Annotated in this window: 17 protein-coding genes; 1 reads left to right on the plus strand and 16 read right to left on the minus strand. The window is 54.6% G+C overall.

Features of this window, described 5'->3' with window-relative positions; translation table 11 throughout:
* Window positions 1–11: 11 nt before the first annotated feature.
* The 3 genes from ACOCF6_RS22495 to ACOCF6_RS22505 are packed head-to-tail and all read right to left on the minus strand — an operon-like array spanning window position 12 to window position 3,077.
* On the minus strand, window positions 12–1,169 hold the full coding sequence (locus ACOCF6_RS22495; RefSeq protein ID WP_482462561.1) for an ABC transporter permease: 1,158 nt from the start codon (window positions 1,167–1,169) through the stop codon (window positions 12–14).
* The gene (locus ACOCF6_RS22500; protein WP_482462562.1) at window positions 1,156–1,857 is read right to left on the minus strand and encodes an ABC transporter ATP-binding protein; all 702 of its coding nucleotides are present in this window, start codon (window positions 1,855–1,857) and stop codon (window positions 1,156–1,158) included. The genes ACOCF6_RS22495 and ACOCF6_RS22500 overlap by 14 nt, the downstream gene beginning before the upstream one ends.
* A gap of 8 nt (window positions 1,858–1,865) precedes the next feature.
* Window positions 1,866–3,077 carry an efflux RND transporter periplasmic adaptor subunit gene (locus ACOCF6_RS22505; protein ID WP_482462563.1) on the minus strand — a complete coding sequence of 404 codons (1,212 nt, stop codon included), beginning with the start codon at window positions 3,075–3,077 and terminating at the stop codon, window positions 1,866–1,868.
* A gap of 189 nt (window positions 3,078–3,266) precedes the next feature.
* Between ACOCF6_RS22505 and eno the strand changes: the two genes are divergently transcribed.
* Window positions 3,267–4,556, plus strand: coding sequence for a phosphopyruvate hydratase (gene eno / locus ACOCF6_RS22510; RefSeq protein WP_482462564.1), 1,290 nt, complete (start codon window positions 3,267–3,269; stop codon window positions 4,554–4,556).
* A gap of 77 nt (window positions 4,557–4,633) precedes the next feature.
* Here the strand turns inward: eno and ACOCF6_RS22515 are convergent, their stop codons facing one another.
* The 13 genes from ACOCF6_RS22515 to ACOCF6_RS22575 form a co-directional block, all read right to left on the minus strand.
* Window positions 4,634–5,092 (minus strand): HPP family protein, encoded by a 459-nt coding sequence (locus ACOCF6_RS22515; protein ID WP_482462565.1) that lies wholly within the window; start codon window positions 5,090–5,092, stop codon window positions 4,634–4,636.
* A gap of 362 nt (window positions 5,093–5,454) precedes the next feature.
* Complete coding sequence (gene ric, locus ACOCF6_RS22520; protein WP_482462566.1) at window positions 5,455–6,168, minus strand: iron-sulfur cluster repair di-iron protein; 714 nt, start codon at window positions 6,166–6,168, stop codon at window positions 5,455–5,457.
* Window positions 6,169–6,417: 249 nt separating this feature from the next.
* Window positions 6,418–8,178: a cation:proton antiporter gene (locus ACOCF6_RS22525; RefSeq protein ID WP_482462567.1), complete on the minus strand. Its 1,761-nt coding sequence runs from the start codon at window positions 8,176–8,178 to the stop codon at window positions 6,418–6,420.
* Window positions 8,179–8,210: 32 nt separating this feature from the next.
* Window positions 8,211–9,089: a rod shape-determining protein gene (locus ACOCF6_RS22530; RefSeq protein ID WP_482462568.1), complete on the minus strand. Its 879-nt coding sequence runs from the start codon at window positions 9,087–9,089 to the stop codon at window positions 8,211–8,213.
* 166 nt (window positions 9,090–9,255) lie between these two features.
* Window positions 9,256–9,606: a hypothetical protein gene (locus ACOCF6_RS22535; RefSeq protein WP_482462569.1), complete on the minus strand. Its 351-nt coding sequence runs from the start codon at window positions 9,604–9,606 to the stop codon at window positions 9,256–9,258.
* Between the two features lie 47 nt (window positions 9,607–9,653).
* Entirely contained in the window at window positions 9,654–10,601 is a 948-nt protein-coding gene (locus tag ACOCF6_RS22540; RefSeq protein WP_482462570.1) for a homocysteine S-methyltransferase family protein, read from the minus strand.
* A gap of 66 nt (window positions 10,602–10,667) precedes the next feature.
* The gene (locus tag ACOCF6_RS22545; protein WP_482462571.1) at window positions 10,668–11,204 is read right to left on the minus strand and encodes a DUF1697 domain-containing protein; all 537 of its coding nucleotides are present in this window, start codon (window positions 11,202–11,204) and stop codon (window positions 10,668–10,670) included.
* Between the two features lie 139 nt (window positions 11,205–11,343).
* On the minus strand, window positions 11,344–11,913 hold the full coding sequence (locus ACOCF6_RS22550; protein WP_482462572.1) for a hypothetical protein: 570 nt from the start codon (window positions 11,911–11,913) through the stop codon (window positions 11,344–11,346).
* A 108-nt stretch (window positions 11,914–12,021) separates the two neighbouring features.
* Complete coding sequence (hemG, locus tag ACOCF6_RS22555; protein ID WP_482462573.1) at window positions 12,022–12,549, minus strand: menaquinone-dependent protoporphyrinogen IX dehydrogenase; 528 nt, start codon at window positions 12,547–12,549, stop codon at window positions 12,022–12,024.
* A gap of 144 nt (window positions 12,550–12,693) precedes the next feature.
* Window positions 12,694–14,493 (minus strand): serine hydrolase domain-containing protein, encoded by a 1,800-nt coding sequence (locus ACOCF6_RS22560; protein WP_482462574.1) that lies wholly within the window; start codon window positions 14,491–14,493, stop codon window positions 12,694–12,696.
* A 103-nt stretch (window positions 14,494–14,596) separates the two neighbouring features.
* Window positions 14,597–15,208: a GyrI-like domain-containing protein gene (locus ACOCF6_RS22565; RefSeq protein ID WP_482462575.1), complete on the minus strand. Its 612-nt coding sequence runs from the start codon at window positions 15,206–15,208 to the stop codon at window positions 14,597–14,599.
* A 36-nt stretch (window positions 15,209–15,244) separates the two neighbouring features.
* A complete protein-coding gene (locus tag ACOCF6_RS22570; RefSeq protein WP_482462576.1) occupies window positions 15,245–15,565 on the minus strand; it encodes a hypothetical protein in 321 nt (106 codons plus the stop codon).
* 57 nt (window positions 15,566–15,622) lie between these two features.
* Window positions 15,623–16,423 carry an EFR1 family ferrodoxin gene (locus ACOCF6_RS22575; protein WP_482462577.1) on the minus strand — a complete coding sequence of 267 codons (801 nt, stop codon included), beginning with the start codon at window positions 16,421–16,423 and terminating at the stop codon, window positions 15,623–15,625.
* Window positions 16,424–16,479: the final 56 nt, after the last annotated feature.

Below are 16,479 nucleotides of genomic sequence, written 5' to 3' on the forward strand. Positions count from 1 at the left end.
CACGAAACACATTACCCTATCCTCCTCAATCCATCGGCAATTTTTATAGTGGTTGCCCGCCAGGTGGGAAAAATCGCCGCTATGATGCCGACCAGAAGTGAAAAGAGTATATCCAGATAAATGGTTGAACGCTCCACATTGAACACCGGAAAAAACGTGCCCATCATGTTCCCGAACATGTGCGCCACTGGAAAGGTCAGCAATATCCCCACGGTACAACCGGTCATGGTGATAAAAAGGGACTCCCCAAAGATCATCCCGGCAATGTGGTGACTGCGAAAACCCATGGCCTTGAAAATGGCATACTCGCCGATCCTCTCACGAGCTGTCATCGCCATGGTATTTGCCACAACCGCCAGAATAATGATGATCACCACATAGGACACAATCCGGATGGCAATCACGATCGCTTCCGTCATGGAGACAAAACTGAGTTGGAAGGCCTTTTCCGTCTCAGTCAGGGTTTCAGCCAGCGAATTCCTGAAGAGGGCATCCACTGCCAGCGACGTTTCTGCGGCGGTTTGAGGTGATTTCAGGCCGATGATCACGACTCCGATCTGGTCGGCCCGACGTGGAACGGTTTTACGCAGCGTTTCATTCAGATAGTCCCAATGGAAGAAGAATTGACTCTCATCGGTTGATTTTTCGGCGCCGCTGTAAATGCCGCGCAGGGTAAATTCCCAGTTTCCGGGAAAGATCGTGCCCTTGAGCGTGATGGTATCACCGACCTTCCAGCCGAAACGTTCGGCCAGTTTACGGCCGACAACACACCCCTTGCGGTCGGATACAAATAGCTTTCTTTGATCGGCCGGCAGAACGAACTCCGGATACAGATCCAGATAGCTGTTCGGCTCGATGGCAAAGTTGGGGAAAAAGTTTTTTTCAGAGATATAGATACCGCCAAACCAGTTGGCGTAGGAAACACCCTTGATCCCGTCAACATGCCTGATGCGCTCCAGATACGAAACAGGCAGGGAAAACACGAGCGAGATGGCATTGCGTGAAACCAATCGCGTAGCAGAAGAGGCATTCACACCGGCGTACCAGGCGCTGATGACGGTACTCAGCAGTCCAAACGCCAGAATTGCGATGGTGATCCCCAGAAACGTCAACAGGGTTCGCAGCCGGTGGCGAAACGCATTTCGGGAGAGGATCTTAAGGAACGGCATTGACCATCATACCTTTTTCCAGATGCCGGATGATATGGGCCTTTTCGGCGGCACGGGGATCATGGGTAACCATGATGATGGTTTTGTTGAACTCTCTGTTCAGCCGCCCCATCAGATTGAGGATTTCACCGGCCGAGACCCGGTCAAGGTCCCCGGTAGGTTCGTCGGCCACCAGAATGGCGGGGTCGGACACAATGGCCCGGGCAATGGCAACCCGCTGCTGCTGGCCTCCCGACAGTTGGGAAGGATAATGGTCGATACGGTCTTCCAGGTTGACAACGGACAAGGCCGCCTGGACATGCTCACGCCGCTCCCGACGGGGCAGGTTTGTCAGGAGCAGCGGCAGCTCGACATTCTCAAACGCGGTCAACACCGGGATCAGGTTATAGAACTGAAAGATAAAACCGACGTGAGTGGCCCGCCAGCCTGCCAATTCGGACTCATCCAGACCAACGATATCCACTCCATCGATCACAATGGAGCCGGCGTCCACCGAGTCGATTCCGGCTATCAGGTTGAGCAGCGTACTCTTGCCTGACCCGGACGGCCCCATCAGCGCCAGGAACTCGCCTTTTTCGATCTCCAGGGAGATATCCTCAAGCACCCGCACGATCTGGCCGCCGCGTTGATACGATTTGGCGACCCCCTGCAAAACTACAATATTTTTCTGTTCCTGGCTGATTCCCATAAACGACCTTACTTATTATCAGGCAAAGAGATTTTAGAGCCATTCTTCAGCTTATCAAGCGGCTTCAGGACCAGTTTGTCACCTGATTTGACACCGCTGACCTCGACCAGATCACCCAGGCGCGCCCCCCTGGCAACCGGAACAAACACTACGTGGTCACCCTTCACCAGGTAGACCCCTTCAGCGCCGCCGGACTTCACTATCACCGCCGGATTAACGGCGATGCGCGGCTGCTGGTCGCCCTTGCCGATCTCACGCTCCAGGAATGCGACCTTGGCGCTCATCTCGGGCAGAATGCGGTTATCGGTATCGATAAAACGTATTTTCACCATCACCGAGGCCTTGGCGCGATCCGCGGTAGGGACGACCATGTGAACGCTGCCGCGGAAACGTGACCCCGGAATCGCATCCAGCATAATCTCGCAGGGTTGCCCTTTTTTCACCTGTGACAGATTGGACTCGGAGACATCGGCCTCAACCTGCAGCGACGTCAGGTCGGCGATCGTCACAACCGCAGCCTTGGCATTGGCGGCCGCGCCCAGCGGGGTGATGATATCACCGACATCCGCATTTTTTGTCAGTACAACCGCATCAAACGGCGCACGGATCAAGCTGTACTCCAGGTTCACACCGGCACCCCGCAGTGACGCACCGGATCCCTGCACACCCGCCTCTGCGGCCTTGACTGCTGCCGCAGATCGTTTGAAGCGGGCTTCGGCGGCATCAAATTCGGCCTTTGAAACGATACCCTGCTTTAACAGTTCCCGCTGTCGTTTGTATGATTGCTCGGCATCGGCCAGTTCGGCCCGGACCTGTTCCAGCGAGGCCCTGGAGGTCTGCAGACCGGCCTCCCCTTGTTGCACTATTGCTTTGAGATCCTGGTTCTCCAGGCGGGCAATCACCTGTCCCGACTTCACCAGGCTCCCCTCCTCGACCCCGATCCACTCCAGTCGGCCGGTGGTCTTGGAGGCAACCGCTGACTTGCGCTGGGCCACAACATAGCCGCTGGCGTTCAACAGGGTAAACGACTGGGTTGGATAGACCTGGCTGACAATGGTTGTTTCGACCGTAATGGCCCGCGAGCGAATCATAAAGAAACCGGCAACCACACAGAGAACAGTTGCGGCTATCAGGATGCTGCGCAGACGACCCTTGCCCTTCTTGGCCGAGGCCTGCTGTGTCCGCTGTATGGTCAGCCTGTCAAGTGATTCAGATGACATGGGGAGTCTCCGTACTGCATGTTGTTTGCATCCTTCATACCATTATTGAGCTGCAATGTGAAGCCCTGCAACAGATCGCATTTTTTTCCGCTCCGTCTGTATTTTTGGGATTTTATGTGGTATACACTCTGGGAACGTGCGGAGATGATCATTCTCCAACCATATCCATTCCAAGTAAGGGGGCAGTAAATGAGTGAAATTGTCGATGTCTATGCCAGAGAGATCCTTGATTCCCGCGGTAATCCTACCCTGGAGGTAGAGGTATATCTAGAGTCCGGCGCTTTCGGCCGTGCAGCGGTTCCGTCCGGCGCTTCCACCGGTGAGCGTGAAGCATTGGAGTTGCGTGATGGCGACAAATCCCGCTATCTCGGCAAGGGCGTACTCAAGGCTGTCGACAACGTGAACAACGAATTGGCCGATGAAATCATCGGTATGGATGCCGATGACCAGGTCGGAATCGACCAGAAGATGATTGAGCTGGACGGCACCGAATACAAAAGCAAATACGGCGCCAACGCCATCCTGGGGATTTCTCTGGCAGTGGCCAAGGCTGCAGCCGAAGAAGCCGGCCTGCCGCTCTATAAATACATCGGCGGTGCCAACGCCCGCGAACTGCCCCTGCCGATGATGAATATCATCAACGGCGGCGCCCATGCCGACAACAACGTCGATATCCAGGAATTCATGATCATGCCGGCCGGCGCCGCGAACTTCAAGGAAGCGCTGCGTATGGGCGCCGAGATCTTCCACGCCCTCAAAGGCGTACTCAAGGGCAAGGGCTACAACACCGCCGTCGGCGATGAGGGCGGCTTTGCCCCCAATCTGAAATCCAACGAAGAGGCCCTGGAAGTCATCATGGAGGCCATCGTCAAGGCCGGTTACAAGCCGGGTACGGATGTGTTGCTGGCGCTGGATGTGGCCTCGTCCGAACTGTTCAAGGATGGCAAATACACCCTGGAAAACGAAACCCAGAAAATAAAGACCCCGGTCGAACTGGTGGATTTCTACGAAAACCTGGTCAACAAGTACCCGATCATCTCCATCGAGGACGGCATGGCCGAAAACGACTGGGACGGCTGGAAACTGCTGACCGAGCGCCTCGGCAAGCGCATCCAGATCGTGGGCGACGACCTGTTCGTCACCAACCCCAAGATCCTCAAGGAAGGCATCCAGAAAGGCATCGCCAACTCGATCCTGATCAAGCTCAACCAGATCGGCACCCTGACCGAGACCCTGGAGGCCATTGAAATGGCCAAACGGGCCGGCTACACCACGGTCATCTCGCACCGTTCGGGCGAGACCGAGGACACCACCCTGGCCGACCTGGCCGTGGCGGTCAATGCCGGACAGATCAAGACCGGCTCACTATGCCGCACCGACCGCGTCGCCAAATACAACCAGCTGCTGCGTATTGAGGATGAGCTGGACAGTACGGCGGTCTTCAAGGGACATGATGTGTTCTACAACGTGAAGAAATAGATCGTAAGGTCTTGATTAAAAAAGAAAGGCGGGGGCAACCCCGCCTTTCTTCGTTCCCGGCATCCATACCTTACGGATTACAGCCAATGTTTTGGATAAGAACGGTGATATACAACATTATTCGTAAAGATTGCAGTTACCAGAAGTATCAGGGCCCCAGCCAAAACCGGCAGCAAGATGTATTCCGGACCAACTGCGCCCTGAATACCGATCAAGGCTGTTGCCCCTCCAGGGGGATGGGTTGTGTGGGTCACGTTCATCACAAAAATTGCCAACCCGACACCAAGTGCCATAGTAAATGGTGACGACCCGCAGGTTGCTACGATAACAACTGCCACGGTGGCGGAAACAAGGTGCCCCCCTACAAGGTTGCGCGGCTGGGCCAGCGGCGATTCAGTTGCACCAAAGAGCAAGACCGCCGAAGCCCCAAACGATCCGATCAACAAAGGGTAGCCGACGAGCGTAGTTACCTCGCAAATTGCCAGTATTCCAAGCGTGGCACTGAGAAAGCTCCAGACAGCATAACGTAGAGACATTATTGGACGCGGCCCCCATACGGGAGCCTTGCAGCGCCTCGGAAATCCGGATATTCTTCCTAGTATCGACAAAATATTACTCCAATCTTTCGGAGAGAGCCAACAGCATCATTCCATTGCCGATACAGTCCAACGTCCCACATCCATGTTCAACGTATCCCATGTCCTGGATGCAATATCTTTGATGCAGGTCAATATGCAGCATGTATTCAGCGCGGGGTGGGATGGCAGCCAAGAGGTAATTCGGAGGATTCATGTCAGGCGGGGCTGGTGCCAGACGGACGTACCTGTCCTGATTATTGATCGCTTTGTTCGTTTTTTCTTCCCTTGATATGTTGTGCCTGTGCAAACACTTCAACCTGTCACAGTTCTGCCGCCTTCGGGAAGAGGATGTTGTTCTCCAGGTGAACATGTTTGTGGAGGTCATCCTCGAACTCCTTGAGCTTCCGATAGGTAAGCATGAAGGTCGTGCAGACACGACCCGGTATGGCGTAATCCTTTGAAAGGTGACGAATCGCGTGGACTGCGTCGCCGATCTCTTCATGTTCACGATGAAGCCTGACCAGAGACACCCGGATTGTTTCCCGATCCTTCTCATCGGGGGTATTACCAGATATTCTGGCCGCGTCGACCCGTTTGATTGCCGGGAAAAAGACCTCCTCCTCTTCCTTCAGGTGGTCCGCCATATCGGACGCAATCTTGTCAAAGATGGCAGCGATCCGGATTACTTCTGGATGGTGGGCGCCATGAACATCGGCAATCTTGCGGCTATAAGCGGCAATTTGCTCGTCATTTTCCTTGAGATACTGGTGATGGGTATTGACGATATAGTCGGCCAGAAACGGCAGTGCCCAGGATGAATAATTCTGACTCCGTTCGGCCGGTTCATCCTGAACCGCCTCCAGTTCGCTCGATATCCTTGCCAGGTCGAGTCCTTTTTCCTCGCAAACTGCCTGGAGAGTTATCTTGCCGCCGCAGCAAAAATCGATACCGTTGTTTTCAAAGACCCTGGCTGTACGGAAATCGGCAGCGACAATCTCACCGATGGTTTTGTTGCCTGTCGTTGTTTCTTGCATATGTTTCTCCTCAGGTGGAACAGTGTGGTACGACACCTTCAATCTCGAAGCAGATTCTTCAAGCATCATGGTGCCGCTATATTTCGGGTAGCGAGAACCGTTTCGTAAGGATTCTCAGTGAGAGCCGGTTATGCCGTTATTATACCGCAATGCCAGGTACCGGTATATCCAGTCTTGATACTGCATTTCGGAACTCGACGTGAGTCCGTGTACCCTCGTTTCGTACAGTTAAACAAAATACCGTGCCGGTTACTCGGTGGAAACTTTCACGGCCACGGGATCGCCCGACAGCTCGGCACGGACCCGCTCCCGCTCACGGTCAATCTGCTCATCGGTGGCCCCAAGTTTGCGCAACATATGTTCGGTCATGTTGAGCGCAATCTCCCCCTCGCCCGAAAAGACTGCATCTGCTCCAGCCCGACGCAGTGCAGGGATATCCCGGAGATACGCCGTACGGGCAATAATGCGAAGCCTTGGATTGAGGCCCCGTGAAACCCGGATAAGCTCCTCAGCTCCCTGCATGCCCGCAGAGGTAAGTATAAGGGCAACAGCACTCTCTACTCCGGCTGTCTTCAATGTTTCCTGAAGCGAGGCATCCCCGTAGATGGCTGCGATACCCTCTGCTTGGAGGTGACGGATGGTCTGAAGGTTCATCTCCACCACAACCGGGTCGATCTCGTTTTCGACAAGCAGGCGCGCCAGCGTCGAGCCCGTCGGTCCATACCCCACCACGATCGCCCGGTCCCGGGAAACCGGCATGTCGCTGAGGGTAATTTCTGTTCCCTGGAGATGGCGTGGTTTCGAACGGTTTTCAAGCATCTGCCACAGACGGGTGTGCTTGACCCGCTTTTCCAGGGGGTCGATGAGCAGGTAAAGGAGCGGATTGAGGCTGATTGAGATTATCGACGCGGCAATGAGCGTATTGGCCTGGCTCTCACCCAGGACTCCCAGGCTCCTGCCGACTGTGGCCAGGATGAACGAAAATTCCCCGATCTGGGCCAGGGCCACGGCAACGGAAAGTGCAACTCGAGGCGCATATCCGAGAACCAGGACGATTATCAGCGCCGCCAGCGGTTTCCCCAACAGGATTATGACGAGGGTGATCAGCACCAGGCCCGGCGACTTCATCAGGTGGGCCGGGTCGAAAAGCATCCCCACCGAGACGAAGAAGAGGACCGCGAAGGCGTCCCGCATGGGCAGCGCTTCTGAAGCGGCCCGGAAACTGAAATCCGATTGCTTCACCACCATGCCGGCCAGAAATGCACCCAGCGCCATGGAGACCCCGAACACCTTGGCGGAACCGACAGCAATCCCCAGGGCGAGAACCAGGACCGTGAGGGTGAAGAGTTCCCGTGAGCGGGTGGCAGCAACGTGTTCCAGCAGCCAGGGGATAAGGCGTCCGCCAACAAAAAAAGTCAGTGCGACGAGGATGGCGATCTTTACCAGGGAGAGGCCGATGGCCAAGGGAAGGCTTGCTGATCCGGCTGTCCCGGCACCGAACAATACGGGAAGGATCACCAGCAGGAAGACCGTGAACAGGTCTTCGACCACAAGCCAGCCCACGGCTATGTGGCCGGTGGGGGTATGGAGTTCGTTGTTGTCCACCAGCACCCGCAGAAGCACGACCGTGCTTGCCACCGACACGGCAAATCCGAAGACGATCCCCGCAGACCAACTCCACCCCAGCCATCGTGCGACAATGCAACTCAGCAGTGTGGCTACGGCACTCTGACAGACGGCCCCCGGTATGGCCACACGCCGCACAGCCAGAAGTTCCTTGGCATGAAACTGCAGACCGACACCGAACATGAGCAGGATAACGCCGATTTCGGCAAACTGCTCTGCCGTAGCGTTATCGGCAACAAAACCGGGTGTATGACCTCCGACCGCAATGCCTGCCAAAAGATAACCGACAATCGGAGACAGGCCCAGACGGTGCGTCAGATACCCGAAGATCAGCGCCGCCGTTAACCCACCTGTCAATGTCATAATAAGATCAAGTTCGTGCATATGCTTCCAATCTCTCCTATTGGTTAATCAGGCTAGTGCCACTGGTTCAGAGCGGTGACAACTGGCAGAATGACACGGGCTCCTTCAATGACGGCGTAAAGCGGGTTGCCGACAATTCTGACACAGATGCCGGTGCGTTCCTCCAGCCGCTCACGGATGCCGGGGATCAGTGCCCCGCCGCCGCTCAAACAGATGCCGCTGTCGATGATCTCGCACCCCAGGCTGTGGGTTAAATCCCGTAAAAAAGAATCGATAGTCGCCAGTACCTCTTCCATAACCGGCTCCACTGCGGCGACCGGATGCGCACTCGCGCTGAGGCTGTTGGAAGCGGATACGGCAACGCCATGGGAGCGAAGGATCACTTCGGCCTCGCTATCGCTGATGCCTGCAGTGCCGTTTCGCTCTGCTGACAGCACAATCTCCCGGCGCATCCTGGCGCAGCCGACTCTGACGGCACAGGTCTCCAGGATCTTGCTGGATTGAATGATCGCGCAATCGGACACCCCTTCACCGATGTCAATCACCATCTGGGCGTAGGGGGATGAGACGTCGACCCCGGCACCGACAGCTGCAGCAAGCGGCTCGGGAATGACGACCACCGATGAAGCCCCGGCCTTGACAATGGACTCGATCAGCAATTCACGCTCGCTGCTCTTCACGTCGCTGGGTGCGCAGGCCAGGACACGAGGTCCGACAACGCCGAACAGCCGCACTTGAGACAGTAAGGGCTTCAGGAATGCAACAGCCGCATCACCGTCAACGACCACACCTCCGCGGAGCGCACGCTTGACGATCGTTTCCGAGGGGTGCTCGATCAGTCTGTGCATGCCGATTGCCACACGTGTATGTGCCGTGCCGACATCCAGGGCAACGTCCTGTCTCCAGAGCTTGTGGGGGGATAGGAATGACATGCCAGATCCTCATCAAACTTCCTCAACGCAGTTACACGCAACACTCGTTCGATATGCCATTATCAGGCAAGAGCGACTCGAATATCTTGCAATTGTAACTTGATGTACCAGAACAACAAAGATATTCGTTGCTCCTCAACACACTAATTTAATGGGGTTAAGTATGTTATGCGGGTGGAGCTCTGGCGGAACTGACTACTACAGAGACTGAGATAAATGAATGGGACTCGTACGGGGGACGTGAAATGTGAGCGGCCGGATCTTTGAACTGATGTTCGTTGCTAGAGAAATCAAAAAACTGTGCAGCCTTGGCAACCTTGAAATGGATTGATTGCAGCAGGTTTTTAACTACAGCACCGGTTGAATGAGCAGCCTTTTGCGAGGTTGAGAGCCTTGGTTCCTGTGTGTTGGAAAGATCAGGTAAACGTATCCCTTGGATAATAAAAAAAATTGCCGCCAGCAAGACGAGTGGCAACGAAAATTTCCTGTTTGTGGAATACAACCCGAACATTTTCATTTCTTCAACCTATACAAAATCAGTACCGGAGGCAAGGACTACGTATATTATTTTGTTGCAAGCTGAGCGGCCAGAGCGCGGATATGCCGGTTGTCGGTCCCGCAGCAGCCGCCCAGGATCTTTAAGCCCAATTCCCTGTGCAAGACGGCAACGGATTGGCCGAAATCCAGCGGATCCTCCTCCACCAGATCGCTGCTGTCGTTGAGGTCTTCCGGGCTGAGCGCGGCGGTATTGGCCAGCAGGCCGATGATCCGCTGCCGGACCAGGGGGGATGAATTGACTGCGTGCCAAAGCGCGGACCGGGCAAAGGAGGCGTGGGTGCAGTTGATCATATAGGCCAGGGGGGGTGGCGTTACGGCGGCATCGATAGCGGCAATGGCATCCTTCAGCGGCGTTCCATCCAGCAGTGTCCCTTCCGGGCGGACAACGAAACTGATCATGTACGGCAAACCGGTGGCGGCCAGGGCCAGGGCCAGTCCGGTTGCCTCGCTGAGGGCCGGCAGCGTGGCAGCCAGCAGGAAATCGACCCCCGCTTCAGCCAGCTTCCCGGCCTGCCAGGCATGGAACTCCTGCGCCTCGTTGGCAGCCAGCGCCTCAGCCGGGTTGTAGGCATCTCCGCGGCAGCTCATCAGGCCACAGATGACGACCTGCTCCCCGCATTCACCGCAGCTTCGCCGCAAGTTATCCAGAAACCTGACATTGTCACCGTTCACATCGACTCCGGCCAGACCGGCTGCTGCAATCCGTTCCCGGCTCGCCCGCCAGGTCGGGGTGGACATGAGCAACGGCAGGTCGAACTCGCGGCCGATATCCAGGTATTGCCGGCAGATGGTCTCCAGAGCCACGCGTTTGGCGTCATCATAGATAAAGGCCGAATTGACCAGAAAGGGGTCGAGTTCCAGGTTGCTGTTGCGCCGCAGGCGTTCGATGACCGCCCCTTCACCGAGGATGCAGGGGGTATTTTCAAGAAAATACACGAAAGAGGAAGGGTTCATGTGTGTGGTGACCTTTTCAAATTGTAACGTGCACTATCGGAACAAGTTGTAGCGGCTGAAAAGTCTTTACGCTTCAGCCAGTGCTCTCAGACTGCACACGGTTCTCCAATTGCGATCCGTCATCGCAACGCCGAGCGCTTTCTCAACACCTGCCGCGAGCCTGGATCGCCCTACCCCTTCAGGCGCATGCAGATAGAACACATTACCAATCAGTTTGAAGCGTTCACTCGCCTTGCGAAGGCTGTCGAGTTTTTTCAGGTCGGGATTTTGGGGCGTGGCAACAAGAAAGCCCAGATGCAAACCGCTGGGGTCGGCCTCTGCCTCGGGGAAGGGGTTATTCGCCATAGCCCTGTATAGTGCGTCGAGATCAAGAACAAGGACACAGGGTTCGAATCCGCGGCGTTTTGCAACCTCAGAGGCGATCTGTGTGGAGAGTTGCAGAGGGCGCGTTTCTGAGCTCTGGAATACGGCATTTCCGCTTTGGATATACGTTCTGACTTTGCGCAAGCCGATGTCTTCAAGAAGAGCAACCAGCTCTTTCATCGACAATGAGTTTTTTCCTCCAACGTTGATGCCCCTGAAAAAGGCGATGTATGTTTTCATTCGATCACCATTTGTGGTGTGGTTCCGTGAATGCACAACGGTGAAGGAGAACACTGGTGGTTTCAGGCCGGTGCTTCTGCCTGGTTGAGCCCTCACTCTTTACCATTGTCTCGTTTCAATGACTGACTCCACTGCCTTCCTATTGATAAAGATTTGTTTTTATGCGCTCGCCTTGGTCTCGAATATCATAATTGAGAAAATCGGCTAAGTTTTTTGCAAAGGCATCCCGTTTTTTCTCATCTTTAGCTATGCAAAACCCCAGTCCCTTTAGTCCCTGAAGTTCAACATGATAAAAGAAACATGCACCACCAGTTTCACCACCTGTACTCCATTTCTTGTATGTCAACAAGACTCCTTTTTCTGGGAGTTGGATCTCCATATCACGCTGTATATGGAGAAACTGAAAAGATTTAATTGCTTTGCCTAGTGACGGGATGAAGGCCTTTTGTTGTTTCGTCATTCCAAACAGCACAGCGAGAATGGCAAGTGGCGGACAAAATGCAAATGCAAAAATGAAATAGATTCCATGCTGGCGAAGTGCAAAGTAGATAAGAACAAGACAAGGTATGCCAAATAGGAGCCCAAAAACGATTCGGGGGCCACTGAGCCTTGATTTTATGACGAAAGACGATGAACCCTCTTTGCTAATCTCACTCAGGCTCAGATCCAGATCGCTGTTATATAGAAGGTCTTCAAAATATTTGGTCATTGTTCGCTCTCAGTCTCCGTATTTTACTGCCCGAAGCGGCGAGAAGCCGGTAAACGTGCTTTTGTCGTTCATGTTGTTTCTCCCCACTGTCGAATATATCTCCAAGCGCTACATCCTGTTGATCAAGCGCCCGAACTCTCCCACCTGCTGCCAATCAGTGAATTCTATCACAGCCTTGGGATCGGTCGGTCCCTTGGTCATCCACATGATCATCCTGATCATCAGACGGTCCAACGCTCCATAGCTGGGGTAATCGATCTTGCCGGCAAAGACCGCCAGCTCCCGGGGACGCCAGGCGATCCGCTTGAGGAACTTCTGCAGGTAGGGATTTGCTTCCGGGCGGCTCTTTTCCGGCTTGCGTGCCACCACATTGACCGAGAAGAAGGCATTCGGTTTGTTGTCGAGCAGTGCCTTGTTCCTGTCGATGAATACGGCCACCAGCGGATTGTGCTTGCCGTAACGAATACTGGCACCGATGACGATCTTGTCGAACGGGCGCAGATCGATGTTGGAACAGTCCGTAATGGAGCGGAGCGTTACCTGGCTCCCTTCACCTTCGATCACACCCTGCAGCCGGCGACAGATCTTTTCGGTCTGGCCGTCGGTGGTTGAGTAGATTATGAGTATTCGTGCCATGGTTCCCGCCAGTTTGATAAATATTCTAATATATAAGCTTATTATATGATGTTTATTAATCTGTTGGTTGATCTTTTAAATGCAGTTAATCGCCGATAAAGTCGTCTTTTAAAGTCCCCCCGCCGCTTGCGGGAGGGGGAGAGTCTATTTTTGCCTTTTCCTGAGCAGGTACCCCGAATACTGGAGCAGTTCCTCTCCGCCAACATTGACAAGCCGGATTGTCTCGCCCATGCCGCGACCCAGACCGCTGATCAGCGCCTCGCTGTCGGATAGCGGTGTGATGGCGATATTCACCCGTTTATCGGTAAAGAGCGGCATGGCATATTCCACCAGGAGCAGACCGTTATCCTGGCGGACCTGTACTTCATTGAAAAGAACAGCGTCATCACCGGCATTGGTGATCTCATACTCGCTCACCCGCTTCTGCATTGCCTCCGATAAGGGCACCGGCGTGATCCGCTCACCGACCAACAGCTCCTGCCCATTCAGGCCGGCCTTCACAATCTCTCGCCCAGCCAGCGTAGCCCGCGAGATACCGACCTGATCCAGCTCGCCCAGACTGATCGGAAACATGCCGAGCAATTTGTATCGAATGCCGAGTTGACCATCGATGCGTGTCACCAGATGCAGCGATTTCCCCATGAACTCTGCCCGCAGATAGTCAGACTGTTTTGTGAGACCGACGACACCTGCCATGGTGGCGTAGCGCCCCTCATAAGCCTGCAACTCCGACTGGTTCAGCGTCCCCTCACCTGACGGCATCTCTACCTTTTCAGACTGCTGTATGCCGCTTTTGGCTTCCAGCGCCAACTTCAGCGCCTCGGTGGCCACCTTGTTTACTACACCCCCGGCGGTTGCGGAATTAGCCAGTACCACCACACCCAGTTTCTGTTCCGGCAGCACGATCAACTGGCTGCGATGGTACAGGGTGGCTCCCGAGTGGTGGGCAATCGGCCCGGCATTGCGGATGTCCATTCCGCCGAATCCGCCCAGCATCCAGGCCAATCCGACCCGAAAGTTGAGATCAAGCGGCACAGCGGTATTCTGAGGACGCAGCATCTCGGCCAGCGTTGCCGGCGTGATGATCTGCCTCTCGCCCGACCTGCCCTCCGCAAAAACCATCTCCATAAAGCGGGACAGGTCGAGGACGCTGCTGTTCAACCCCCCGGCCGGCATGTCACGCAAGGGAAGCTCTTCAGCCTCCTCACCCTTGCGATACGCCTTAGAACCCAGGGCTGTCCGGTCCGGCCCCGGGGAAAACGCAGAGTGGGCCATCCCCAACGGACTCAGCAGCGACTCTTGCATAAGTGTAGCGATATCGCGACCAGCCACGTTTTCAAGCGCATGACCCAGCAGGGTGACTCCGACATTGGAGTAGGAGAAGACAAAGTTGGGGGGATTGGCAACGTATTCGTCCCGGAGCAGCTTGACCACGTTTTCGAACGGTTCCGGTCGCCTGGTCCACATACCCTTCAGACGGTCGGAAGGAAGGCCGGAGTGATGGGTCATGATGCTGCGCGGCGTTATGGGACCGGAGTTCGGGAAGCGGCTCTTGACGGAGAATTCCGGCAGATAGGTCTGCAAAGGCTGATCGATGTCCAGTCGGCCCTGTTCCACCAGCTGCATGGCTGCAGTGGCGGTAAAAAGCTTGGAAATCGAACCGACCCGGTAGAGCGTATCCGGAGAGGCCGCCACCTTGTTGGCTTGATCGGCAAAACCGAACCCCTCCGCCCACACCACCCGCTGGTCGTCCACCAGAGCGATGCTGAGCCCGGTGACTTCCTGCGCCTGCATTTCTTTTTTGATCAGAGCGGAAATGTATTCCCGCGTAAAGCTGTAATCGCCCCGAGCAAGGTTTTCCGGCTTTTTCGGCAAGCTGGCGCAGCCGGTCAGCATGAGGGCCAAAAGGACAATCGCTGCTGATAGCTTCATCAGGTTCCCCATACAACCTCCTTTGCTTGAATGTACTGATTCAATGCAAATCTGATTAGTTCCGGTATCCATCAAGTTCTCAACAATAACCATTTCCAAAACTCAACCTTGATCTTCATGACATTGGTTGTCTGACGATGATCTTCCACTTTTCCGGTGCAGTTCGTCGTAAATCGCTTAAATAGATTTCATGGTGTTTGCCAACCCGCTGGCTGCCGTTGTTCTCGATGAACTGATGCACCTTCTCAATGGTCGGCCCCTCCTCCGAGAAGTGGCCGATATGCAATGTTTGCGCTGCCCGGCCCTCTTTGAACGTTTCAAACCTGACCAACGGCAGGGACACCGGCTTTTTCTTCAGTGCCACTTCTTCTATTGCTGATTTAACCATTTCCTGAGTAATGAACTCCTGCTGCATGATCATTAAGGTCCATTTCCAGGCATCCTTGTTCCCGGTACTGAACACGGACAGGTCATCAGCCCACCAAAGGGCTTCCAAAGGCATGACGCCGTAATCAATTGCAATCGCACCCTTCTTGACCATGAACTTCAGTGTGTAGGAAAGCGGATACAGGGCTTCGATCGCATCACTGAACGACTTCGAGGTGTTCGGGTCCCCCGCACCATCAACCATGAGGAAGTTCATCTGCGGGACATCTACACATTCAACGTTCCTGGCAGACGGGCCGTAAAGATGCTTCAGTTGCTTTAGATAGTCTATTTTATCCATCGTCAGCTCCTTTCAAGTTGGATAGAATATAGATCATTACCAGGGCGCCAGACTATCATATGGGTTAGGGCGGCCTGCATTCTGTTTTTCCGTATTATACCTCGCAGCACCAATGGCAATCCCTTCAAGAATTCGCCAATACCACGTCGTTTCCGAAAGTTCCTTATCAGGTTTTACCCGCGCCGGGCTCGAGGGTGCAGTGGTTGTAATTTCCGGAACAAAAGCCGGCGATACTTCTGTCAGCGGCATTTTCACATCGAACAACTTTCCAGAATCCTGTGCGTGGCACAGCGGCGTTGTGGTGGAGATGACTATCCCACTCAACAGAATCAATAATTTTGATCTTCTCTTATCCATTATTTCCTCCTTGTGCTCATTACATCGCGGAACCGGATCATTTTTATCATTCCCACCTTACTCCCGGTCCTCTCCCATGGGTTCCCGTAACAGATCTTTCACCTTCACCTCGGGGTGATGGTAGCGTTCGTAGCCCTTCGTCTTCTTTCCATATTGAATGCATGCTTCGGGGCACCACTGGATGCAGGCGAGGCACTGTTCGCAGCTGCCGTGCCAGAGCGGTCTTCCCGCTTCCAACGTAATATTTTTCACGGGACAGACCCTTTCGCAGATGCCGCAGGAACTGCACGTGCCATCGATATGAAAGTTCTTGTCCAACGACTTCACTTGGTTGTAGCTCATCTTGTACAATCCGGTGAATAGAACTCGCTGCCACAAGGGGCCCTTCTCCAGGAGTCCCGATTTCCGACTTGAGATATACATTGCCGCGACCTTGATCTTTTCCGTCGCCGCATTGAACAGTTTCCCCTGCGCCTCCATCGGACCCGGCCCTCCCCAGGGAATATAGTTGCTCGGAAATTTGATATCGAACCCGGCGGAAAGCATGAGGCCGTCACCGGCCATGAGCTCCTTGAGCTGAATGAGGGTGCGCGATACCTGTCCACCATTGACCGCGACTGCAAAATAATAGACTTCGGGTCGTTTTTCCATGGATTGAAGAAAATTACGCACCAGACTCGGGACGCCCCAGATGTGGACCGGAAAGACGAAACCGATCGTACCGGCTTTGCAGCTGTGCGAGCCATGGATCACCCGGTGCATCGGTACAAGCTCCGTGTCGCCGAGCTGCTCGGCGAGGGCCCGCGCTGTCCAGAGGGAATTGCCGGTACCGGTGTAATAATAGATGACGGTATGCATGCTCATGTCCCGTATAAATTGCGTTGGTGGGATATTTATTGCTGATGGACCTGACT

This window comes from Geobacter psychrophilus (assembly GCF_056821595.1).